A 21,173-nucleotide genomic window follows, 5' to 3' on the forward strand; every position below is an offset into this window, starting at 1 on the left:
ACACATGTCTGAAGCTGAAGCGGATACAGCTGAAATAACTGGGAATGTTGCTGAAACAAATACTATTGAAAGTAAGCGAGACTTAATGCGCATGGCGCTACTCCTTGATACTCATTACTCAAAACTTGGCAGGCAAACAGGTGCCATACTTTGGACACAAATACATCCCTTTTGAGCCAGAATTACAAGTTTCCTAAAATTGTGAATGTTAAAAGTGAAACAACTTAAAGAGGAAAGTGTAGGTAAAACAAAAAGAAGGCCCGCTTTGAGAGCGAGCCTTCCAGGATGGGCCTTAATACGCGTGTGCGCAAATATGTCACGATTGTGTTATTGTTTCCAATCTGTGAACTGCATCACTGCAATGATCAGGCAGATCTTGCCATACGCTTGCGCTCGTGCGGATCCAGAAAGCGTTTGCGCAGACGGATTGCGTTCGGGGTCACTTCGACAAGTTCGTCATCGTCGATATAGGCGATCGCCTCTTCCAACGAGAACTGAATATGGGGTGTCAGGCGCACAGCGTCATCCGATCCGCTGGCCCGGACGTTGGTCAGCTTTTTCCCCTTCAGCGGGTTAACCTCAAGATCGTTGTCGCGCGAATGCTCGCCGATAACCATACCCTGATATACATCGGTCTGAGGGCCAACAAACATGCGGCCACGCTCTTCGAGGTTCCAAAGGGCATAGGCAACTGCTTGTCCGTTCTCCATCGAGATCAGAACGCCTGCGCGGCGGCCCGGAATTTGTCCTTTATGCGGTGCCCAGTCGTGGAACACACGGTTCAAAACGCCAGTACCGCGTGTATCTGTCAGGAATTCACCGTGATAACCGATCAACCCGCGTGACGGCACATGGGCGATGATGCGGGTTTTACCTGTACCAGCAGGCCGCATCTCGGCCAGTTCACCTTTGCGGACACCTGTTATCTTTTCAATGACCGAGCCGGAATACTCGTCGTCCACGTCAATGGTGACTTCTTCGATGGGCTCCAGGCGCTGACCGTCTTCTTCGCGGAACAGGACCTGTGGGCGAGAGATACTCAGCTCGAACCCTTCGCGGCGCATGTTTTCGATCAGAACACCCATCTGCAATTCGCCGCGTCCCGCAACTTCGAAGGCCTCACCGCCCGGAGTGTCGGTAATGCGAATGGCGACGTTTGATTCTGCTTCTTTCATCAAACGGTCGCGAATGACACGGGACTGAACCTTTTTACCGTCTCGGCCGGCAAGGGGCGAATCGTTGATACCAAAGGTCACTGTGATGGTCGGCGGGTCGATCGGCTGCGCCGGCAGAGCGTCTTCGACCTGTGGGGCAACAAGCGAATCTGCCACGGTCGCTTTGCTCATACCTGCGATGGTGACGATATCGCCCGCCTCGGCCACATCAATGGGTTGCTGCCCCAGACCGCGGAAAGCCAGGATTTTTGAGGCGCGAAAGTTCTCGATAAGTGTTCCGTCCCGGCTGAGCGCCTTGAGGGTGTCACCTGCCTTGAGCGTACCACTTTCGACACGGCCAGTCAGAATGCGGCCGATGAACGGGTCGCTGCCCAGTGTCGTGGCAAGCATCCGGAAGGGTTCGTCCTTGCGTTCGATCTGTTTGGGAGCAGGGACGTGGTCAACGATCAGGTCGAACAGTGCTGACAGATCCTTGCGGGGTCCTTCCAGCTCCATATCTGCCCAGCCCGACCGGCCTGAGGCGTACATTGAAGGGAAATCAAGCTGATCGTCATCCGCACCGAGGTTTGCGAACAGATCAAAGCATTCGTCCAGCGCACGGTCTGGTTCGGCGTCGGGTTTGTCGACTTTGTTCAGCACCACAATCGGACGCAGACCCAGCGCCAGCGCCTTGGAGGTCACGAATTTGGTCTGCGGCATTGGACCTTCGGCAGCATCGACCAGCAGGACAACGCCGTCGACCATGCTGAGGATGCGTTCAACCTCGCCGCCGAAATCGGCGTGGCCCGGCGTGTCGACAATATTGATCCGCGTGCCTTTCCACTCCACCGAAGTGGCCTTTGCAAGGATGGTGATACCACGCTCACGCTCGAGGTCATTGCTGTCCATGGCGCGTTCTGCGACAGCCTGATTTTCCCGGAACGCACCGGATTGTTTTAGCAGCTCATCGACCAGCGTTGTTTTGCCGTGGTCCACGTGAGCGATGATTGCGATATTGCGCAGGTCCATGAGAGGTCAGCCTTTGAACGGGAAGTTGACGCGCGCATAACGCGGCTCGGCGAAATATGCCAGCCCTAACCGATCGTCAGTGTCCTGCTGTACCGGAAAAGAGGTGTATGATTAGTATTCCACCCAAAATCATGCTGAGTCCAGCGATCCCGGGTAAATCCAACCTCTGACCAAAGACAATGAAACCGATGATGGCAATCAGCACGATTCCAAGGCCGGACCAGATTGCATAGACGATACCAACCGGCATGTATTTGAGCGTGAGGGCCATCAGATAAAAGGCAATTCCATAGCCAACAACCACAAGCACTGACGGCCAGAACCGGCTGAATTGCTGGCTGGCCTGAAGTGCAGTTGTACCAATCGTTTCGGCAACAACTGCCAACAGCAGTAGAAGATATGCTTTGGGCACGGGGGTCTCGCATTCAATAAGGTTGCATTGGGTTGAGCACGAAATGACCGTTACCCGCAAGCGATAGCAGGAGTTTACTGGCATCCGTCAGGGGTCAGGATTACCCGACTATGTGGATTTTCGGCAATGTGATACTTTGTCCGCGTTTTATCGTGTTTATTTTATGAGTATCGCCATGACGAAATTTGCAAAATACGTCATCGCTCTTTCGGCACTTGTTGTTGCGCTTGGGTGGCTTGCTGGCGGGGGGTCCGTCGAAACAAAAGCAGCCCGAAATGTTGAGCGATTGATTGGTACATCGGTTTAAGCGACTGCCGAATACAGGAAAAAGGGGTGTTATGCTCCTTTTTCCGCTGTGTTTTCAGCCTTCTGCAGTCTCAGAAAAGTAACCCCGAAGCAACGGATCCAGCCATGCCCACAGGGCTGGTGCACCGGGAATAATCACCGTGCCGACACGGCTTTGGATTTGTTCGTATGTGACGTTGTAATCAATCCAGGAACCGCCTCCTGTCTCGAGGTTGCCAAGCGGGGTTTGGAAGCGATCAATCGCTTTGGCGAAACAGGCATCGGGGCTTTCGGCCTGTTCAAACTCCTGCCAGATCGACATGAATTCTTGATTTTGGACCTCTGGGAGCATTCCAAACAACCTTTGCGCCGCAGCAAGTTCCTCGGCGGCTTGTGCCGCGTGGTCGACCTGCCCATGAATTGGGTGATCACCCGCGTCAATTTCAACAATGTCGTGCAGCAAAAGCATCCTGAGGGCGCGGTTTACAGAAACGGAAGGGGCTGCATATTCGGACAGGACCCAGGCAAAAAGCATGATGTGCCAGGAATGTTCGGCTGAATTCTCAAACCGGTTATCATAGAGCAGACGCGATGCGCGCTGAACCGATTTGAGTTGGTCAGTTTCGGACAAGAAACCCAAACGCAAAGAAAGCTCGGAGGTTTCGAGTTTGCCTCCATTCAGCAGTGCTTGGGCAAGATTATATGCGTCCGGGAAAGCTTGTTGCAGATAGGCAGCGCGACCTTGTTTCAGGTTGTCATTCACGACAGCTAAATGCTCTGGGTTTGGCCGTTCTGCACACAGCACCTGAAACATCGGTTGCGACCGATCCAGAATCTTGGCGAATTTCGCGTCCGGAGTGGTGTCGGCCTCGAATTCTTGCCAAAGAGCCAGAAACGTCGTGGCCTGATCAGCAGGCAGCATGCCAAACAGCTCTTCAGCAGCTGTTTGTTCCGCCAATTCCAGTGCTTTCCAATCTGTTTTCAGGTGAATCGGGTGATCGCCTACGATGATTTCGACCAGATCATGCAGCAGTAGCATTTTGATCACGCGGTCGATATTCACGTCTGGCCCGGCAACCGGTTCCAAAACCAGGGCCCAAAGCGCCAGTTGCCAACTATGCTCAGCCGCGTTCTCTGGGCGAGACTGATCCAACAAGGCGTTGGCACGATTGACAGATTTCAACCTGTCCGCGCGTTTAAGAAAGTCGATTTGCGCGGACAGTCTTTGCGTCATTGTTTTTCTATAGCTTTCAGTTTTGACCGATGTTCGGTCAATTTCTCGACGACAAACTTGCGGGCCTTACGTTCGGCCATCCGGACACGGATCTCGGTCAGGAATGCTTCTTCCAATGTTTGTGAGGACGCCCCGATCACTTCGCCAACTTCCATGAAGAAGCGGTCGTTACCGGTTTCGTCCATCACTTTCATTGTGTCTTCGGCCAGCTTGGAAGCAAGCCTGATGATCGTGTCGGACATTAGCGCGTGTTCTCTGTCAGCCGCCGTTTCACATAGTCACTTACATCAGTGATCAGCGTATCCATGTGGCGATCCTGAAAGAAGTGGTCAGCACCCTCAACTTCGTTATGGGTGATTGTGATGCCCTTCTGTTCATGCAGCTTGTTAACCAATGCAGTGGTGTCTGCAGGCGGGGCTACCCGATCAGAGGATCCGTTGATAATCAGACCCGAAGAGGGGCAGGGCGCCAGGAACGAGAAATCATACATGTTGGCTGGCGGAGAAACGCTGATGAAACCGGTAATCTCAGGGCGGCGCATAAGCAGTTGCATCCCGATCCAGGCTCCGAACGAGAACCCTGCGACCCAGCAGTGTTTCGAATTGTTGTTCATCGACTGCAGGTAGTCCAGTGCCGATGCCGCATCACTCAGCTCGCCTACGCCCTGGTCATATTCTCCCTGGCTGCGGCCAACACCGCGGAAGTTGAACCGCAAGACAGTGAAACCCATGTTGTAGAACGCATAGTGCAGATTATAGACCACCTTGTTGTTCATGGTCCCGCCAAATTGAGGATGCGGGTGCAACACGATGGCGATCGGTGCGTCTTTTTCCTTTTGCGGGTGGTAGCGGCCTTCCAGGCGGCCTTCGGGTCCGGGAAAAATCACCTCGGGCATGTGTGCATAGGTCCTGTCTTTTTCTTCTGGGTGTCCGGAAATACTTGACGATAATCGTCGGACACCTTAGAACGGTTCTAATTGTGATAGTCGGCGCAAGGGCGCTGTCAGTCGGAGATACGCACTGGCAGCGGCGGCGTCAATGATTTCGCGCGTTAACTGCCATAAGGGAATGAGAATGAAGCTTTCGACCAAGGGTCGTTACGCGATGGTGGCCTTGGCTGATATCGCTCTTCAGTCTTCTGACGGACTGGTAACGCTGAGCGAAATTTCCGAACGGCAGGACATCTCGTTGCCTTATCTTGAACAGCTGTTCGTAAAGCTGCGCCGGGCCGAGCTTGTCTCGTCAGTGCGCGGTCCAGGCGGAGGTTATCGGTTGGCGCGCCCTGCGTCGGAAATCCGTGTAGTCGAAATTCTGTCCGCCGTCGACGAAACTGTAGACGCGTTGAAAAAAGGGGCAGGGGCTTCGGGGGCCTCATCGGGCAGTCGTGCGCAATCGCTGACCAACCGATTGTGGGAAGGGCTGAGTGCCCATGTTTATGTGTTTCTGCATCAAACGCGGCTTTCTGATGTGATCAGGAACGACTTGGCGCCCTGTCCGGCTGTTCCTAATCTGTTTGCGGTCGTGGACGAGTAAGATGAATTTGCTTTGTCCAAGTCCCTTTGGCTGCCAAAAGGTGCATCCATGAATCGTGTTTATCTGGATCATAACGCCACAACGCCAATTCGCCCCGAAGCGCGCGATGCGATGATCACGTCAATGGATCAGATCGGTAACCCTTCCTCGGTTCACGCTGAAGGACGAGCGGCAAAGGCCATGGTCGAGCGTGCACGGGCGCAGGTGGCCGAAGCTGTCGGGTGCCGACCGCAGGAAGTTATTTTCACCTCTGGTGCGACCGAAGCGGCTCGGGTCCTGCAGAATAGACCGAATAATTGCGATGTGTTCGTCGATGCAACGGCGCATGACGCGCTTTGGTCGCATCTTGATCTATCGAACTGCAACGAACGCCCGTTCGGTCCTGGTCACATCTTAGCAATGGGGTTGGCGAATTCGGAAACAGGTATCGTTACCTTGCCACCGAAAAAGGTCGAAGGTCAGTGGCCCTATGGCGCACGGCGCGCCGATTGGTTGTTGCTGGATATTACACAGGCTGTTGGCCGTATTCCCTTTTCCTTCGCCTGGAGCGATGCGGATATGGCGGTTCTTTCGGCGCATAAAATCGGCGGTCCTAAGGGTGTTGGCGCTCTGATCCTAAAACAAGGGCTGGACATCAACCCGCTTGCGGTTGGTGGCGGGCAGGAAATGGGCCGGCGCTCCGGGACGGAAAACGTTGTTGGAATCGCGGGTTTTGGTGCCGCTGCCGAGGCCGCAGTGAAAGATCTGGCTAACGGTGTTTGGGAAAATGTTGCTAAATTTAGAAATATTCTAGAGAACGCACTTGAGGCCGGATCGAAAGCGACTATTTTTGTCGGGAAAGATCAGGAGCGACTCCCCAACACTTTGTGTTTTGCAACTCCCGGATGGAAAGGGGAGACGCAGGTTATGCAGATGGATCTGGCTGGATTTGCGATCAGCGCAGGTTCGGCCTGTTCAAGTGGCAAGGTAAAGACCAGCCGAGTTCTGACGGCAATGGGATATGACGAGGTAACGGCAGCCAGCGCAATTCGCGTATCGCTCGGCCCTTGGACGACAGAAGATGATGTGCTGCGTTTCGCGGATACGTGGCTGGAAAAAGAGAAAAAGCATCGCGCGCGTGCCGCGTGATCTGACGGAGGATAAGTCATGGCCGCTTTGGACCAGACTCAGGTAAAAGAAGGTGTCGATCAGGAAACCGTTGATGCGGTGCGCGAGGCCGGAACCTATAAATACGGCTGGAACACCGATATTGAGATGGAATACGCCCCAAAAGGCGTGAACCCCGATATCGTCCGTCTGATCTCGGACAAGAATGAAGAACCGGAATGGATGACCGAATGGCGTCTGGCCGCGTTCGAACGCTGGACCAAGATGGAAGAGCCGAAATGGGCGATGGTCAGCTATCCCGAAATCGACTTTCAGAACCAGTATTACTATGCCCGTCCGAAATCGATGGAGGTAAAGCCGAAATCGCTGGATGAAGTGGATCCGAAGCTGCTGGCCACTTACGAAAAGCTCGGTATCCCACTGAAAGAACAGATGATTCTGGCTGGCGTCGAAGGCGCCGAGGATATGCCTGCTGAGGGCCGCAAGGTGGCCGTGGATGCGGTGTTCGACTCGGTGTCCGTTGGCACAACTTTTCAGGCCGAACTGAAAAAGGCAGGTGTGATCTTCTGTTCGATTTCTGAAGCGATCAGGGAACACCCCGAGCTGGTCAAGAAATACCTGGGCACTGTGGTTCCGGTATCCGATAATTTCTATGCCACGCTGAACTCGGCCGTGTTCTCGGACGGGTCATTTGTCTACATCCCGCCGGGCGTACGCTGCCCGATGGAGCTGAGCACCTATTTCCGCATCAATGCGGAGAACACCGGTCAGTTTGAACGCACCCTGATCATCGCCGATAAAGGCAGCTATGTCAGCTACTTGGAAGGCTGTACTGCGCCTCAGCGCGACACTGCGCAGCTGCATGCTGCCGTGGTCGAAATCATCATCGAGGAAGATGCCGAGGTAAAATACTCGACCGTTCAGAACTGGTACCCCGGGGATGAGAATGGCAAGGGCGGCATCTATAACTTTGTGACCAAGCGCGCGGATTGCCGCGGCGACCGGTCCAAGGTGATGTGGACGCAGGTGGAGACCGGCTCTGCCGTGACATGGAAATACCCGTCCTGCATCCTGCGCGGCAATGAAAGCCAAGGTGAGTTCTATTCGATCGCGATTGCCAATAACTATCAGCAGGCCGACACTGGCACCAAGATGATCCACCTCGGCAAGAACACCAAGTCTCGGATCGTTTCGAAAGGGATCAGCGCGGGCAAGGCGCAGAACACCTATCGCGGGTTGGTCTCGATGCATCCAAAAGCCAAGGACAGCCGCAATTACACCCAGTGTGACAGCTTGCTGATCGGCGACAAATGCGGGGCGCATACGGTGCCCTATATCGAGGTCAAGAACAACTCATCGCGCGTCGAGCATGAAGCGACGACGTCGAAGGTCGATGATGATCAGCTGTTCTATTGCCGTCAGCGCGGAATGGACGAGGAAGAGGCCGTGGCCCTTGTTGTCAACGGGTTCTGCAAGGACGTGCTACAGGCACTGCCAATGGAATTTGCGATGGAGGCCCAGCAGTTGGTGGCCATCAGTCTCGAAGGATCTGTGGGTTAATCCCGACTTTCCCTGAATTCAGAACATACAGGGGGCATGACCCTCTTGCGATACGCCAAAGGAAATAAACATGCTGGAAATCAAAAACCTGCACGTCAAACTTGAAGAAGAAGACAAGCAAATCCTCAAAGGTGTCGACCTGAAGGTTGAGGCTGGCAAGGTACATGCGATCATGGGGCCAAATGGCTCGGGCAAATCGACGCTCAGCTATGTGCTGTCCGGTCGGGATGGGTATGAAGTGACCGAAGGCTCGGCGACCCTTGGTGGTGAGAACCTGTTCGAGATGGAACCGGAAGAGCGCGCAGCAGCCGGTGTTTTCCTGGCGTTCCAATATCCGGTTGAAATCCCGGGCGTTGGCAACATGACCTTTCTGCGCACCGCTGTGAACTCACAGCGCAAGGCCCGCGGGGAAGAAGAGCTTTCAGCAGCCGATTTCCTGAAAGAGGTGCGCGCCAAGGCCAAATCGTTAAAGATCGATGCGGATATGCTGAAGCGCCCTGTGAATGTTGGCTTTTCTGGCGGTGAGAAAAAGCGCAACGAAATACTGCAAATGGCCATGCTCGAGCCCAAAATGTGCATTCTGGACGAGACAGATTCCGGTTTGGATGTAGACGCGATGAAACTGGTTGCCGAGGGCGTGAACGCGCTGCGCGACGAAGCGCGTGGTTTCCTTGTTATCACGCATTATCAGCGCCTTCTGGACCACATCAAACCTGATGTCGTGCATATCATGGCCGATGGGCGGATTGTAAAAACTGGCGGTCCCGAGTTGGCACTTGAGGTTGAAAACAACGGTTATGCCGACATTCTGGCCGAGGTGAACTGATGGCGTTGCCCCAAGCAAAACAGACTGCGACGGAGGAGCGGTTGGCCGTCCTGTCGTTGCCCGATGCCGGATGTACTCGCGCTGCGCGCGAGGACGCGATTGCCCGTGTGCGTCAAATGGGCTTGCCCAGCCGGCGCGACGAATACTGGAAATACACCCAACCCGATACGCTCGTATCGGCTGATGCAGCGCATGCGGCGCTGTTCGAGTCGGACGAGCCGCAAATGTTCGATGAATTCGACCGCTTGAAGATTGTCTTCGTTGACGGAGTGTTCAATCCCGAAGAGTCCGATGATCTGACACTCGAAGGTGTTTCGATCGACCGGCTTGAAGATATTTGCTGCAAAGATATCCATTGGGCCAAAGACTTGTACGGCGTTCTTGAAGCAAATGGACAAGTCCCGGTTCAGCGCCCTCTGGCCGCATTGAACACCGCATTTGCATCAGACGGAGTGGCCATCCATGTGACCGGTAAGCCATCGAAACCGATCAGCCTGATCTATCGCCATGCGTCCGAGGATTCGGATGCGATCCTGCATCACGTAGTACGGGTCGAAACTGACGCCGAGGTTACCATTCTCGAAAACGGGCCGGCGGCATCGCGTTTCAACAAATGTATGGAAATTGACATTGCCGATGGTGGCTCGCTGCACCATGTGCGGGCCCAGGGTCGTGACCACGAGCGTCGTGCGGCGACGCATATGTTTACACGGTTGGGTGCCAAATCTGTCTACAAATCCTTCACCCTGACTATGAACGGTGTTCTGACCCGGAACGAACAGGTGATCGAATTGACCGGCGATGATGCGGTGGCGCACGTGGCCGGTGCCTGCGTCGGAGATGGCGATTTTCACCATGACGACACGGTGTTTGTCACCCATGACGCGGTTGGTTGCGAAAGCCGCCAGGTGTTCAAGAAGGTGCTGCGGAACGGCGCGACCGGCGTGTTTCAGGGCAAGATCCTTGTGAAAGAGGGCGCCCAGAAAACAGACGGGTATCAGATCAGCCAGTCTTTGCTGCTGGATGATGATAGTCAGTTCCTCGCCAAGCCCGAGCTTGAGATCTATGCCGATGACGTAGTCTGTTCGCACGGTTCGACATCAGGTGCGCTTGATGAAACGGCTCTGTTCTACCTGCGGTCTCGGGGTGTGCCCGTCAAAGAGGCAACAAATTTGCTGACTTTGTCGTTCCTAGCCGAGGCTGTGGAAGAGATCGAGGATGAAGGCCTTGCGGAGGCTATGGTTGACCGCCTTGAAGGCTGGCTTTCGCGGCGAAGCTGATGCCGGTAACGTCGGATATAGTGGCCACATACCGTGGACCAGGCCGGGTTGTAAGCCGGCTTCTGGATTTGGGCGAACGTGAGGACCGCGCTTTGGTCTTTGTAATGGCGTTCTGCGTGGTGGCATTCATTGCGCAACTGCCACGTTTGTCCCGGCGGGCGCATCTCGAAGACCTCGAACTTAACATGCTGTTGGGCGGTGCCTTGCTTGGAACTGTCATTATCTTGCCGCTGTTCTTTTACCTTCTGGCCTTCGTGTCCCACGGTGCGGCGCGTCTGTTCGGCGGAAAGGGGACTGCCTATGGCGCAAGGTTGGCTCTGTTCTGGGCGTTGCTATCCTCGACGCCGTTGATTTTGCTGAACGGCCTTGTCGCTGGTTTCATCGGTCCGGGGACAACCATGACCACTGTCGGGTTGGTCTGGTTCGTCGTATTCCTGTGGTTCTGGTTTTCGGGCCTTAGGCAAGCGCAAAGGTATGCGGAATGAATCCGGCTGTGCTGAGTCAGATTGCTGTTCTGACCCTGACCAACCCTGCCGAAGCGGCAAGACGGTTGCTGGATCTGCGTCCCGGGCGTGAAGTTGTCTGGCTGGCATTCTTTCTGGCTGTCGTTCTGAACGGTGCCATCCAAATTGGTATCGAACAGATGGTCCCTGTCCCGCAGGGTGAACCGCTTCCCGTTTCTGATCCTGTTATTCTGAACCTTCTACGTTCGTCAGGCGCGATGCTGCTCAGCGTGGTGGCTCTTCTTTTTGTTGGTCGTACTATCGGGGGCGTTGCGACATTCAAAGATATCCTGATCCTGACGATCTGGCTGCAATTCCTTCAGATCGCAGCGATGTCGGTGACGCTGATCGTTTCGATGGTTGTTCCATTTATGATGGTCATGTTTTTGCTGGCGACCGCACTTGTCAGCCTTTACGTCTCAATGCATTTCCTGAATGAAGCTCATAAGTTCAACTCGATGCTGAAATCTTTTGGGGTCATTCTGTTATCCGCACTGATTTCAATCTCATTTGTCCTCATGTTCACACCCAACGGCCCGGTCTAGGGAAGAAAAATACGATGTTCGATCTGCAGAAAATTCGCGCTGACTTTCCGATCCTGTCCCGAGAGGTAAACGGCAAGCCGCTGACCTATCTGGACAATGGAGCATCAGCTCAGAAGCCACAGGTTGTCATTGACGCTGTGACGCGGGCTTATACCGAAGAATATGCAAATGTGCATCGCGGGCTGCACTATCTGTCCAATCTGGCGACCGAGAAATACGAATCCGTTCGTGGAACTATTGCCCGATTTCTGGGCGTAACGGATGAAGATGAGATTGTTCTGAACTCGGGCACGACCGAAGGCATCAATCTGGTCGCCTATGGCTGGGCGATGCCGCGTCTTCAGGCCGGGGACGAGATCGTCCTGAGTGTGATGGAGCATCATGCAAACATCGTACCCTGGCATTTCCTGCGCGAGCGTCAGGGAGTAGTGCTGAAATGGGTGGATGTGGATGCGGATGGTGGGCTTGATCCGCAAGCTGTCATTGATGCCATCGGTCCAAAAACCAAGCTGGTCGCGGTGACCCATTGTTCGAACGTGTTGGGCACGGTTGTGGATGTCAAAGCCATCACCGAAGGCGCCCATGCCAAAGGCGTCCCGGTGCTGGTGGATGGCAGTCAAGGCGCCGTGCATATGCCGGTCGATGTCCAGGATATCGGCTGCGATTTCTACGCCATCACCGGGCATAAGCTTTATGGCCCATCGGGATCGGGAGCGATTTACATCAAATCTGACCGGATGGCCGAAATGCGCCCGTTTATCGGTGGCGGTGACATGATCAAAGAGGTCAGCAAGGATCAGGTGATCTACAATGATCCACCGATGAAATTCGAGGCGGGAACTCCTGGTATCGTGCAAACCATCGGACTGGGCGTCGCTCTGGACTATCTGATGGATTTGGGGATGGACAACGTTGCTGTTCATGAGGCCGGGATCAGAGACTATGCGATGCAGAGGTTTGCAGGGCTGAACTGGATTCAGCTTCAGGGGACACGGCCGGACAAAGCGGCGATCTTTAGCTTCACTTTGGACGGTGCAGGCCACGCGCATGACATTTCGACGATTTTGGATAAGAAGGGCGTCGCCGTTCGGGCCGGGCACCATTGTGCTGGACCATTGATGGATTTCCTCGGAGTCACCGCGACATGCCGCGCCAGTTTTGGTCTCTATAACTCGAAAGATGAGGTCGATACCCTGATCGAAGCGCTTGAACTTGCGCATGATCTGTTCGCGTGAAACCTGTTTGATCCGGGTCGATTTTCAGTTGCACCCGGCCCGGAACAAGGTTAGCTAACGGCTCAGGCACCTGTAGCTCAGCTGGATAGAGCGCTGCCCTCCGAAGGCAGAGGCCAGAGGTTCGAATCCTCTCAGGTGCGCCATTTCTTGAATATTTGGGCTCGTATTGAAGATCACCTGCAACAGCCGGTTTGCGCAGGATTTATGAGGCTGCCTGAGTAGAATGGCACCTCCACAATGGCAGATAAATCTGCTCATTCAAACGGTTACGTGACCGACAAACTTCTCTTGACGACGGGCGGGGCGGATCAACCGCCCCAGCTTCTTACTACACCGCAATCCATATGCACGAAGTTCGAGCGGTGGTATTTGCCAACACCACCAGCACGGCAAGACATCGCCGCTTTGGCCATTTGCGAGACCGAACGAGATGACAGGCGGAGGTCGGCTGCCTGGCCTTTCATGTGCAACGAATTCTTGGCAACACGGCGCGACCGTGACCGCAGCATCGCGTTGGTCTGCGGCGAGCGATAGCCCGACAGCAGCATATAGGGTTCGTTGACATCCAACAGATTATGCGACGCCGCCATGATGTCGATCGTGCGGAGGTCCATATCTTTGGCCTGGTCGGTGCGCCAATCGCGCATGAAGTGGTTCACTTCTTTGACCGCGTCTTTGATGTATTTACCGTCAACCCAATAGATCATATCGATCCGCTCGCCAGTGCGTCCGGAATACATGCGAATACGGCGAATATCACCACCGCCACGAAGGAATCCTGCTGCATTGGAGTAGGTTGGAGTTGCTACAACTGCTGTAGCTGCGAATGCGCCCAATAAAGCACGCCGGGTCAAACCCGAGGAACTGCTCGTCGTCATTTTGTGTTTCGTCCCGTACTGTTCCTGCCTGCACACGATGTTACGCGCGCTGTATTAATTTATTCCCATCCCAGATGAGGGATTTATGACACACTCGTGAAGGGCGGCCAAGAAGTCTTTCAAATTCATCTTTTCAAGGGGGAATTTTCGGCAGTTTTTTGCGCAGGTGGTGCAAAATGGCAAAGATCCAACGTCTTAGGCCGTCGCCGAAATCTGTCCGATGCAAACAAGCATCACGCTTGGGTATAAGCACGAAATTGATGCATTTGTGAATAGACAATGGGTTTCAAGCAAAACCATAATTGTTCGGCATTGCCTGAAACGGCGTATTATATTGAAAATTCAAGGGCTCCAAATGTTCTCTGTTCTTCGTGCAAGCACCGGTATTGCTTTGGCCGCATGTTTTCTAACGTCTTCGGCGATGGCGAACACTGAGGCCAAGCCTGACACCGCATTCCAGATGGCGGTTGCCGAATTTGCACCTTCCGGGTCTGAGATTGCCGATTTCTACCGTGAAAGAGGATTCGTGCCTGTTTGGGTTGGCGACACGGCTGCACATGCTGAACGTCGTCAACGGTTGATTGAGGGGCTTTCTGCGGTCGAATTACACGGGCTACCCGCGAACGCCTATGATGCGCAGGGCTTGGTTGACCGACTTCAATCAGCAAAATCAGCGCGTGAGCTTGGGGCCGTCGAGGTCGAGTTGACACGCGTTTTTGCAGCCTATGCTCAGGACATGAGGACAGGCCTTTTACGACCATCCGATATAGACGATGGATTAGTCAGGAAGGTCGAGCCGACCTCGACAGCAGGGCATCTGCGTGGACTGACGACCTCGGAGGATGCAGCCTATTTCGATCAGTTGGCGCCAAGCTCGACCCAGTACCGGGCTTTGATGAAGCAGAAACTTGCGCTGGAAGAATTGGTTCGCCAAGGCGGTTGGGGAACTACTGTTCCACAAGCAAAGCTAGAGCTGGGAGATACGGGACCCGCCGTAATAGCGATGCGTAACAGATTGGTTGAAATGGGTTTTATGAACCCAACAGCCAGCCCTGTTTTTGACGATGCCTTGCTGGCAGGTGTTCAACGGTTTCAAATCGCACATGGTCTTGCCGCAGATGGCGTCGCGGGTCCGGGCACAATTACTGAATTGAACCGCACTGCTTCGGATCGTCTGAAGGCCGTCTATGTCGCGCTGGAGCGTGAGCGCTGGTTGCCGCGCGAGCGCGGTGAACGCCACATTCTGGTCAATCAGGCTGATTTCTCAGCCAAGATTGTTGATGACGGCTTTATTACCTTTGAAACCCGCGCTGTGATCGGCAAGAACACCCATGATCGTCGGAGCCCCGAGTTTTCCGACAAGATGGAACATATGGTCATTAACCCCAGCTGGTATGTCCCACGCTCGATCATCACCAAGGAATACCTGCCGCAGCTGCAGTCCAACCCAAATGCCGTTGGGCATATTCAGATTACCGATCGCAGTGGTCGCCAGGTCAATCGCGGGGCAGTAGATTTCACTCAGTTCACCGCAAGCAACTTTCCTTTTGCGATGCGCCAACCGCCCAGCAAAAGCAATGCCCTGGGGCTGGTGAAGTTCATGTTCCCCAACAAGCACAACATCTATCTGCATGATACACCGCAGAAAAGTTTGTTTGCTCGGGAATCTCGTGCCTTCTCGCATGGTTGTATCAGATTGGCTCAGCCTTTCGAATTCGCTTACGCACTGTTGGCGAAGCAAGAAGAAAACCCAAAGGCATTTTTCCATCGGATTCTCGCGACTGGAAAAGAGACCACTGTGAAACTTGAGCAGCATGTTCCTGTCCACTTGATTTACCGCACTGCCTTTATTGGCCCGAAAGGTGAGGTACAGTACCGACGCGACGTCTATGGCCGTGATCAGAAAATCTGGAATGCTCTGCAGAAAGCAGGGGTGGCCCTGCCGGACGTTCAGGGGTAATCACCGGGGGCAGGTCCTAGTTCCGGGAAGCCCCACATGAAATATACAGTTCAACAAATCGCAGATGCCCTTGACGCTGAGTTCCAGGGCGATGCCAGCCTGGTCGTACATGCTGCTGCTGAACCGTCGGATGCAACTGCCACTGATCTGGCGATGGCGATGTCGCCGAAATATGCCGAGGATCTGGGATCGGGTTCGGCGCAGGTCGCCATCCTTTGGGAAGGTGCTGACTGGCAGGCGTTGGGGCTTAAGGCAGCAATATTCGTTCGGCGACCGCGGATGGCGATGGCCGGGATCACCTCCATGCTGGATAAAGGGCAGGGCTTTGGATCCGGGGTTCACCCTTCTGCAGTCATCGACCCGACTGCGGATGTGGCAGATGGGGTCTCAATCGGCCCTCTGGCAGTCATTGGTGCACGGGCCCGGGTCGGCAGAGGGGCGAATATCGGACCGCATTGCGTCATAGGCATGGATGCTGTGTTGGGCGAAGACGCCGTTCTGCGCGAAATGGTCAGCATTGGTGCCCGTGTGCAGATCGGGGATCGTTTTATCGCGCAACCAGGGGCAAGGATCGGTAGCGACGGGTTCAGTTTTGTTACGCCCGAAGTTTCGGGGGTAGAGAACGCGCGCAAGACCTTGGGGGATGCAGGAGACGCCAGCGCGCAAAGCTGGCTGCGCATTCATTCGCTTGGTTCTGTGGAAATTGGCGACGATGTCGAGATCGGTGCGAATTGTACGATCGACAACGGGACCATTCGTAATACTCGCATCGGGAATGGCACAAAACTGGATAATCAGGTCCATATCGGCCACAACACGCGCGTTGGTAATGACTGTCTGCTGTGTGGTCAGTCTGGTATTTCCGGTTCAGTTGAGCTTGGCAATAACGTGGTTCTGGGTGGGCAGTCAGGCGTTTCGGACAATATTTTCGTTGGCGACGGGGTGATTGTCGGCGGTGGTACCAAAATCCTGTCAAACGTACCTGCCGGTCGTGTGTTGATGGGCTACCCGGCTGTGAAGATGGAAACCTTTACTGATGTCTATAAGGCGCAGCGCAGATTGCCGCGGATGCTTCGTGACGTGGAGGCGTTGAAAAAGGCTGTTTCCAAACAGCCTCCGAGCGATTAAATCACATTCAACGTGATAATCAGAGGATCGATATGAGCATCACCGACCGCGTCATTGCCATCATTGCCGAACAAGCCGTGTTGGAGCCTTCGGATGTGACGCCCGAAAGTACGCTCGAAGATCTGGGGATCGACAGCCTTGGGCTGGTCGAGAGTATCTTTGCCATCGAAGAAGAGTTCGACATTACCGTTCCGTTCAATGCCAATGAACCAACGGCCAGTGACTTTGACATCTCAAATGTCGCCGCGATCATTGCTGGGATCGAAAAGCTTGTGGCAGAAAAGGTCTGACCCAAGCAAATGAAACGGGTAGTAATAACCGGGGCAGGCACGATCAATTCGCTTGGTCATTCAGTTCCAGATACGCTTGAGGCGATGCGGGAAGGCCGTTGTGGCATTTCGGAACTTGAATTTCGAGACGTCGACAGGTTGGCGATCAAGATCGGTGGGCAGGTCCGGGGGTTCGAAGCCGAGGGTCGGTTCAACCGCCAACAGATGACTCTGTATGACAGGTTTACACAGTTTACCCTGACCGCGGCCAAAGAGGCCATAGATCAGTCCGGGATCGAATTCCACGGCGAGTTGGCTGCACGATCTGGCGTGGTTCTGGGAACAGCAGGTGGTGGCGTTTCGACCTGGGACGACAACTACCGTTCAGTCTATGAGGACGGGAAGAACAGGGTTCATCCATTTGTTGTTCCTAAACTTATGAACAACGCGGCGGCAAGCCACGTATCGATGGAACATAACCTCAAAGGTCCCAGCTTTACCGTATCGACTGCTTGTGCCTCATCGAACCATGCGATGGCGCAAGCCTTTCAGATGGTGCGCAGCGGGGCGGCCCCTGCGATGATCACCGGCGGCTCAGAATCCATGTTGTGCTTTGGTGGCGTCAAGGCCTGGGAAGGGCTTCGGGTGATGTCCAAGGATGCCTGTCGTCCCTTTAGCGCCAACCGAAACGGTATGGTGCAAGGAGAGGGAGCGGGCATCTTCGTGTTCGAGGAATACGAACACGCGAAGGCGCGTGGGGCAGAAATTTTGTGCGAAGTTGTTGGTTTCGCGATGACCTCGGATGCATCAGACATTGTAATGCCCAGCAAGCAGGGCGCTGCCCGTGCGATGTCAGGGGCGTTGTCTGATGCTGGCCTGAATGCCAATCAGGTGGGTTATATCAACGCCCATGGCACAGGTACTGCGGCCAATGACAAAACGGAATGTGCCGCTGTAGCTGGCGTTTTCGGCCCGCATGCGGACGAACTTTTGATCTCATCCACCAAGTCGATGCATGGTCACTTGATTGGCGGAACCGGCGCGGTAGAGCTTTTGGCCTGTATCATGGCCCTGCGAGATGGGGTGATTGCACCGACGATTGGCTACGAAGAACCAGATCCGGAATGTGCTTTGGACGTTGTGCCCAACGAGGCACGCGATGCGAAAGTCGAGGTTGCGCTAAGCAACGCTTTCGCTTTCGGAGGTCTGAACGCAGTACTTGCCTTGAAGCGGGTTTGAGAAAGCCGTTGGGTTAAACGGCTTTCTCGAAATGTTGTCTTCAGTTGGTTGCGACATCAACAATGTCGTAGCCTGCAGTAAACCCGGTCAAAGATAGGTCAAGTTCGATCACCTGATCCGGCGCGGGCGCTGGAACGATGGTCAAAGTCGCCTTGCTGCCCTGCTTCATTGCGTCGATATCCCCTTGAGTCAGGCCGATTTGGGCAACGCAGCCAACAGGGTTACAAAACGAATAGTTGTAGCGTTTGGCAGGCGCCCCGTCGATTGAGAGGGTCAGCTGCGCTTGCAACAGTGTTTCAAGCGGAACCAAGATATTTGCTCCGGCTACGGCCGAACCACCTTCGGGTAGGCGGAACATGGAAAACTCAGCCATAGGCACATCTTGCGGGCCATTTATGACCTGCAGCAGAGAACACAGATCTTTGCCCGCGTTCATCTTCAAACAGTTCAAGCTCCAGTCGCCGAATTTTTCTTTGTCATAGCGCTGTCCAACCTTGACGGTTTCATCGACCGGTTGCCCCAGGTCGAGTCCATTGTCCACCTGCTCGGTCGTAGGGGATTCGGTGGCAGGTTCTGTCGTGTCGGTGGTCTCTTGCGCCAGGGCGGCGCCGTTGAAAAGAAAAGCTGCCGCAACAAGCTTTATCGGTGTCCTGAACATAATTGCCTCGTGATTGTTGATGTGGCTTTTCGCCGGGTCTAGCACCACTTGCGCGCAGTGTCAGGCATTATGCAGCGTAAAAAGACAGAAGTGATCGGAATCTCGCCTGAGGCCCCGTGGACAACACGTGTGGCCAAGATAAAAGGGAGCCGGTGGAGCGGCTCCCTTTCATGAATTTTTCTCCCCGTCGGACCGGCCGACTTATTTATGAGCAGACGTTACGAGAGGGCGGCGCGGTGGTCAACTGCTAACCTGAAAATTTAATTATGAAGCTATGGTGGAAAAAGGGCCGCGCGTGAACGCGCGGCCAGTCGACAGGGAGGAAGTTTGTTGACCGCGCAATTCTCATACACGAACAACCAGAAAACTATCGCAGCCAAAGGTTAACTTTGTATGCTGGGCAGAGATCGGTAGGAAACAGGGCCTTAAGCATATGAGTGAGAACATATTTCTTGGCGGTGGTGGCGCAGATTACAGCCAACCGCAGACGTTGTCGTTGAAATACGCCAACCGCCACGGCCTGATCGCCGGTGCGACCGGCACTGGCAAGACCGTGACGCTTCAGATCCTGGCCGAGGGGTTTTCCAAGGCCGGGGTGCCGGTGTTTCTGTCTGACGTCAAAGGTGATCTGTCTGGTTTGGCGCTGGCGGGCAGTGAAAGTCACAAGCTACATGGGGCATTTCAGAAGCGTGCCGAAACCATCGGATTCACGGATTACGAATATGCCGCTTGCCCGGTCACTTTCTGGGATCTGTTCGGTCAGCAAGGCCATCCGGTTCGAACCACAGTATCCGAGATGGGACCTTTGTTGTTGTCCAGGCTGATGGACCTGAGCGAAGCACAAGAAGGCATTGTAAACATTGCATTTCGGGTTGCCGATGAAGAAGGTATGCCCCTGTTGGATATGAAAGATCTGCAAGCCCTGTTGGTCTGGATCGGAGAGAACAGAGCAAATCTTTCGCTGCGCTATGGGAATGTCTCAACCGCCTCGATCGGTGCCATCCAGCGACGGTTGTTGGTTCTTGAAAATCAAGGGGGCACCAATCTGTTTGGCGAACCTGCCCTGGAACTGGCCGATCTTATGCGCACCGATGTCAACGGGAATGGCATGGTGAACATCCTGGCCTCTGACAAGCTGATGGGATCACCTCGTCTGTATGCGACGTTCTTGTTATGGCTGCTGAGCGAACTGTTTGAAGAGTTGCCCGAAGTCGGCGATCCGGACAAACCCAAGCTGGTATTTTTCTTTGACGAAGCGCATCTGTTGTTCGAAGACGCGCCCAAAGTTCTTGTGGACAAGGTCGAGCAGGTCGCCCGCCTTATCCGATCAAAGGGCGTAGGGGTCTATTTCATCTCGCAAAACCCGGCAGACATCCCAGAAGACATTCTGGGTCAGTTGGGTAACCGGGTACAGCATGCTTTGCGAGCCTTCACCGCCCGAGACAGGAAAAACCTTCGCCTTGCGGCCGAAACCTACCGCGAGAATCCGAACTTTGATACAGAGGCCGCCATCCGTGAGGTTGGCGTGGGCGAGGCGGTTACATCCATGCTGCAAAAGAAAGGGGTTCCGGGCATCGTCGAACGCACTTTGATCCGTCCCCCTGGGTCACAGTTGGGGCCGATTACCGCTGCCGAACGGCAAATGGTAATGAATGCGTCTCCGATGAAAGGCAAATACGAAACCCGCATAGATCGCAGATCAGCCTTTGAGATACTCCAGGCGCGGACTGATGCCGCAGCACAGGCCGCAGCCGAGGCAGAAGAACAGCTTGAGTCTCAATCGATTGCAGAACGCGAATTTGCCACGGCTCGCCGATACTCAGGTAGCAAAGTAACGCGGTCTTCTTCGCGGATCGTGCGAAAGAAAGACACCTTTGCCACCGCCATGAGCGAGGCCGTCATTAAAGAGCTTAAGGGAACAACCGGGCGCAGGATCGTCCGAGGCATTCTGGGCGGGTTATTTCGTAATCGTTGAATGGCGGGCCGGGCTGATTGCCCGGCCACACAACGGTCACTTCAGGCGGCGTTGGCCTTCTTGTCTGCAATATGCATCAGCCTCGGGGACGGACATTTTTGTTGCCGGAAAGTCGATTGCCCGGTCCCAGTCCACGCGGTTCTGCCGGTAGAGCTGGCATGTCACCACGCCCTTGGGGGTCTGGACTTTGACCGGAGTGGTTTCCAGATCTTTTGGTGACGGAATACATGCGGTCAAAGAGGCAAGAACCGGCAACAGAATGAGTGTCTTTGTAAGAGTGGTTTTCATCGGTGTTTTCTATTCCCTGCGGGCAAATGGTAGTAGTCTGCACAAAGGCAAATATTTGGTGAACACGACTGTGAAA

The 21,173-nt window shown here is 54.4% G+C and carries 23 protein-coding genes and 1 tRNA gene; 16 read left to right on the forward strand and 8 right to left on the reverse strand.

The features are described from left to right. Window positions 1-4: 4 nt before the first annotated feature. Window positions 5-175: a hypothetical protein gene (locus AC2FHW_RS00395; protein WP_185956608.1), complete on the forward strand. Its 171-nt coding sequence runs from the start codon at window positions 5-7 to the stop codon at window positions 173-175. A gap of 190 nt (window positions 176-365) precedes the next feature. Here AC2FHW_RS00395 and typA read toward each other — a convergent pair whose 3' ends face one another. Continuing rightward, on the reverse strand, window positions 366-2,183 hold the full coding sequence (typA, locus tag AC2FHW_RS00400) for a translational GTPase TypA (RefSeq protein ID WP_271947178.1): 1,818 nt from the start codon (window positions 2,181-2,183) through the stop codon (window positions 366-368). Window positions 2,184-2,259: 76 nt separating this feature from the next. Continuing rightward, complete coding sequence (locus AC2FHW_RS00405; protein ID WP_142633723.1) at window positions 2,260-2,595, reverse strand: DMT family transporter; 336 nt, start codon at window positions 2,593-2,595, stop codon at window positions 2,260-2,262. Window positions 2,596-2,770: 175 nt separating this feature from the next. Here AC2FHW_RS00405 and AC2FHW_RS00410 point away from each other — a divergent pair, with 175 nt between their 5' ends. Beyond that, entirely contained in the window at window positions 2,771-2,902 is a 132-nt protein-coding gene (locus AC2FHW_RS00410; RefSeq protein WP_496675658.1) for a hypothetical protein, read from the forward strand. A gap of 54 nt (window positions 2,903-2,956) precedes the next feature. On the opposite strand, the gene AC2FHW_RS00415 is transcribed toward AC2FHW_RS00410, so the two are convergent. Genes AC2FHW_RS00415 through AC2FHW_RS00425 form a run of 3 tightly spaced genes read right to left on the reverse strand, consistent with a single transcriptional unit; the run spans window position 2,957 to window position 5,009 of the window. Further along, on the reverse strand, window positions 2,957-4,114 hold the full coding sequence (locus AC2FHW_RS00415) for an HD domain-containing protein (protein ID WP_496675654.1): 1,158 nt from the start codon (window positions 4,112-4,114) through the stop codon (window positions 2,957-2,959). Beyond that, the gene (locus AC2FHW_RS00420; RefSeq protein ID WP_142633727.1) at window positions 4,111-4,356 is read right to left on the reverse strand and encodes a hypothetical protein; all 246 of its coding nucleotides are present in this window, start codon (window positions 4,354-4,356) and stop codon (window positions 4,111-4,113) included. Before AC2FHW_RS00420 ends, AC2FHW_RS00415 begins: the two co-directional genes overlap by 4 nt. Further along, window positions 4,356-5,009 (reverse strand): alpha/beta hydrolase, encoded by a 654-nt coding sequence (locus AC2FHW_RS00425; RefSeq protein WP_142633729.1) that lies wholly within the window; start codon window positions 5,007-5,009, stop codon window positions 4,356-4,358. The genes AC2FHW_RS00420 and AC2FHW_RS00425 overlap by 1 nt, the downstream gene beginning before the upstream one ends. A 178-nt stretch (window positions 5,010-5,187) precedes the next feature. Between AC2FHW_RS00425 and iscR the strand changes: the two genes are divergently transcribed. The 9 genes from iscR (at window position 5,188) to AC2FHW_RS00470 (ending at window position 12,845) form a co-directional block, all read left to right on the forward strand. Next, complete coding sequence (gene iscR / locus AC2FHW_RS00430; RefSeq protein WP_142633731.1) at window positions 5,188-5,646, forward strand: Fe-S cluster assembly transcriptional regulator IscR; 459 nt, start codon at window positions 5,188-5,190, stop codon at window positions 5,644-5,646. Window positions 5,647-5,694: 48 nt separating this feature from the next. Then, a complete protein-coding gene (locus AC2FHW_RS00435; RefSeq protein ID WP_271947168.1) occupies window positions 5,695-6,774 on the forward strand; it encodes a cysteine desulfurase family protein in 1,080 nt (359 codons plus the stop codon). Window positions 6,775-6,792: 18 nt separating this feature from the next. Next, on the forward strand, window positions 6,793-8,313 hold the full coding sequence (gene sufB, locus AC2FHW_RS00440; RefSeq protein ID WP_142633735.1) for a Fe-S cluster assembly protein SufB: 1,521 nt from the start codon (window positions 6,793-6,795) through the stop codon (window positions 8,311-8,313). A gap of 70 nt (window positions 8,314-8,383) precedes the next feature. Beyond that, window positions 8,384-9,139 carry a Fe-S cluster assembly ATPase SufC gene (gene sufC / locus AC2FHW_RS00445; RefSeq protein WP_142633737.1) on the forward strand — a complete coding sequence of 252 codons (756 nt, stop codon included), beginning with the start codon at window positions 8,384-8,386 and terminating at the stop codon, window positions 9,137-9,139. Continuing rightward, window positions 9,139-10,419, forward strand: coding sequence for a Fe-S cluster assembly protein SufD (gene sufD, locus AC2FHW_RS00450; RefSeq protein ID WP_142633739.1), 1,281 nt, complete (start codon window positions 9,139-9,141; stop codon window positions 10,417-10,419). Before sufC ends, sufD begins: the two co-directional genes overlap by 1 nt. After that, window positions 10,419-10,904 carry a YIP1 family protein gene (locus AC2FHW_RS00455; protein ID WP_142633741.1) on the forward strand — a complete coding sequence of 162 codons (486 nt, stop codon included), beginning with the start codon at window positions 10,419-10,421 and terminating at the stop codon, window positions 10,902-10,904. Before sufD ends, AC2FHW_RS00455 begins: the two co-directional genes overlap by 1 nt. Continuing rightward, window positions 10,901-11,467 (forward strand): YIP1 family protein, encoded by a 567-nt coding sequence (locus AC2FHW_RS00460; protein ID WP_496695491.1) that lies wholly within the window; start codon window positions 10,901-10,903, stop codon window positions 11,465-11,467. Before AC2FHW_RS00455 ends, AC2FHW_RS00460 begins: the two co-directional genes overlap by 4 nt. Before the next feature lie 14 nt (window positions 11,468-11,481). After that, complete coding sequence (locus AC2FHW_RS00465; RefSeq protein WP_496821299.1) at window positions 11,482-12,702, forward strand: cysteine desulfurase; 1,221 nt, start codon at window positions 11,482-11,484, stop codon at window positions 12,700-12,702. Window positions 12,703-12,768: 66 nt separating this feature from the next. Continuing rightward, window positions 12,769-12,845, forward strand: a tRNA-Arg gene (locus tag AC2FHW_RS00470). 165 nt (window positions 12,846-13,010) lie between these two features. Here AC2FHW_RS00470 and mepK read toward each other — a convergent pair. Further along, window positions 13,011-13,580, reverse strand: a complete 570-nt coding sequence (gene mepK, locus AC2FHW_RS00475) for a peptidoglycan L,D-endopeptidase MepK (RefSeq protein WP_142633747.1) — start codon at window positions 13,578-13,580, stop codon at window positions 13,011-13,013. A gap of 421 nt (window positions 13,581-14,001) precedes the next feature. Here mepK and AC2FHW_RS00480 point away from each other — a divergent pair, with 421 nt between their 5' ends. From AC2FHW_RS00480 to AC2FHW_RS00495, 4 genes are read left to right on the forward strand one after another with little or no spacing between them, the layout of a single operon-like run. Continuing rightward, the gene (locus AC2FHW_RS00480) at window positions 14,002-15,540 is read left to right on the forward strand and encodes a L,D-transpeptidase family protein (RefSeq protein WP_496708461.1); all 1,539 of its coding nucleotides are present in this window, start codon (window positions 14,002-14,004) and stop codon (window positions 15,538-15,540) included. 36 nt (window positions 15,541-15,576) lie between these two features. Further along, window positions 15,577-16,668 carry a UDP-3-O-(3-hydroxymyristoyl)glucosamine N-acyltransferase gene (gene lpxD / locus AC2FHW_RS00485; protein ID WP_271947158.1) on the forward strand — a complete coding sequence of 364 codons (1,092 nt, stop codon included), beginning with the start codon at window positions 15,577-15,579 and terminating at the stop codon, window positions 16,666-16,668. Between the two features lie 32 nt (window positions 16,669-16,700). After that, a complete protein-coding gene (locus AC2FHW_RS00490; RefSeq protein ID WP_142633752.1) occupies window positions 16,701-16,958 on the forward strand; it encodes an acyl carrier protein in 258 nt (85 codons plus the stop codon). A gap of 9 nt (window positions 16,959-16,967) precedes the next feature. Beyond that, entirely contained in the window at window positions 16,968-18,176 is a 1,209-nt protein-coding gene (locus AC2FHW_RS00495) for a beta-ketoacyl-[acyl-carrier-protein] synthase family protein (RefSeq protein ID WP_271947157.1), read from the forward strand. A 40-nt stretch (window positions 18,177-18,216) separates the two neighbouring features. On the opposite strand, the gene AC2FHW_RS00500 is transcribed toward AC2FHW_RS00495, so the two are convergent. Continuing rightward, window positions 18,217-18,834, reverse strand: coding sequence for an invasion associated locus B family protein (locus AC2FHW_RS00500; protein ID WP_496821300.1), 618 nt, complete (start codon window positions 18,832-18,834; stop codon window positions 18,217-18,219). Between the two features lie 433 nt (window positions 18,835-19,267). Here AC2FHW_RS00500 and AC2FHW_RS00505 point away from each other — a divergent pair, with 433 nt between their 5' ends. Beyond that, window positions 19,268-20,809, forward strand: a complete 1,542-nt coding sequence (locus tag AC2FHW_RS00505) for a helicase HerA-like domain-containing protein (protein WP_496728264.1) — start codon at window positions 19,268-19,270, stop codon at window positions 20,807-20,809. 36 nt (window positions 20,810-20,845) lie between these two features. On the opposite strand, the gene AC2FHW_RS00510 is transcribed toward AC2FHW_RS00505, so the two are convergent. Further along, the gene (locus AC2FHW_RS00510; RefSeq protein WP_142633761.1) at window positions 20,846-21,097 is read right to left on the reverse strand and encodes a hypothetical protein; all 252 of its coding nucleotides are present in this window, start codon (window positions 21,095-21,097) and stop codon (window positions 20,846-20,848) included. Window positions 21,098-21,173: the final 76 nt, after the last annotated feature.

This window comes from Ruegeria sp. YTSA108, assembly GCF_059610185.1.

Excerpts from the sequence above, each read along its gene's own strand:
- AC2FHW_RS00420 (WP_142633727.1), bottom strand. The coding sequence starts at position 4,356 with ATGTCCGACACGATCATCAGGCTTGCTTCCAAGCTGGCCGAAGACACA.
- sufB (WP_142633735.1), top strand. The coding sequence starts at position 6,793 with ATGGCCGCTTTGGACCAGACTCAGGTAAAAGAAGGTGTCGATCAGGAA.
- AC2FHW_RS00465 (WP_496821299.1), top strand. The coding sequence starts at position 11,482 with ATGTTCGATCTGCAGAAAATTCGCGCTGACTTTCCGATCCTGTCCCGA.
- AC2FHW_RS00395 (WP_185956608.1), top strand. The coding sequence starts at position 5 with ATGTCTGAAGCTGAAGCGGATACAGCTGAAATAACTGGGAATGTTGCT.
- AC2FHW_RS00505 (WP_496728264.1), top strand. The coding sequence starts at position 19,268 with ATGAGTGAGAACATATTTCTTGGCGGTGGTGGCGCAGATTACAGCCAA.
- AC2FHW_RS00490 (WP_142633752.1), top strand. The coding sequence starts at position 16,701 with ATGAGCATCACCGACCGCGTCATTGCCATCATTGCCGAACAAGCCGTG.
- AC2FHW_RS00415 (WP_496675654.1), bottom strand. The coding sequence starts at position 4,114 with ATGACGCAAAGACTGTCCGCGCAAATCGACTTTCTTAAACGCGCGGAC.
- AC2FHW_RS00410 (WP_496675658.1), top strand. The coding sequence starts at position 2,771 with ATGACGAAATTTGCAAAATACGTCATCGCTCTTTCGGCACTTGTTGTT.
- AC2FHW_RS00480 (WP_496708461.1), top strand. The coding sequence starts at position 14,002 with ATGGCGAACACTGAGGCCAAGCCTGACACCGCATTCCAGATGGCGGTT.
- AC2FHW_RS00500 (WP_496821300.1), bottom strand. The coding sequence starts at position 18,834 with ATGTTCAGGACACCGATAAAGCTTGTTGCGGCAGCTTTTCTTTTCAAC.
- AC2FHW_RS00460 (WP_496695491.1), top strand. The coding sequence starts at position 10,901 with ATGAATCCGGCTGTGCTGAGTCAGATTGCTGTTCTGACCCTGACCAAC.
- AC2FHW_RS00425 (WP_142633729.1), bottom strand. The coding sequence starts at position 5,009 with ATGCCCGAGGTGATTTTTCCCGGACCCGAAGGCCGCCTGGAAGGCCGC.
- AC2FHW_RS00510 (WP_142633761.1), bottom strand. The coding sequence starts at position 21,097 with ATGAAAACCACTCTTACAAAGACACTCATTCTGTTGCCGGTTCTTGCC.
- lpxD (WP_271947158.1), top strand. The coding sequence starts at position 15,577 with ATGAAATATACAGTTCAACAAATCGCAGATGCCCTTGACGCTGAGTTC.
- typA (WP_271947178.1), bottom strand. The coding sequence starts at position 2,183 with ATGGACCTGCGCAATATCGCAATCATCGCTCACGTGGACCACGGCAAA.
- AC2FHW_RS00455 (WP_142633741.1), top strand. The coding sequence starts at position 10,419 with ATGCCGGTAACGTCGGATATAGTGGCCACATACCGTGGACCAGGCCGG.
- sufC (WP_142633737.1), top strand. The coding sequence starts at position 8,384 with ATGCTGGAAATCAAAAACCTGCACGTCAAACTTGAAGAAGAAGACAAG.
- AC2FHW_RS00435 (WP_271947168.1), top strand. The coding sequence starts at position 5,695 with ATGAATCGTGTTTATCTGGATCATAACGCCACAACGCCAATTCGCCCC.
- iscR (WP_142633731.1), top strand. The coding sequence starts at position 5,188 with ATGAAGCTTTCGACCAAGGGTCGTTACGCGATGGTGGCCTTGGCTGAT.
- AC2FHW_RS00495 (WP_271947157.1), top strand. The coding sequence starts at position 16,968 with ATGAAACGGGTAGTAATAACCGGGGCAGGCACGATCAATTCGCTTGGT.
- mepK (WP_142633747.1), bottom strand. The coding sequence starts at position 13,580 with ATGACGACGAGCAGTTCCTCGGGTTTGACCCGGCGTGCTTTATTGGGC.
- sufD (WP_142633739.1), top strand. The coding sequence starts at position 9,139 with ATGGCGTTGCCCCAAGCAAAACAGACTGCGACGGAGGAGCGGTTGGCC.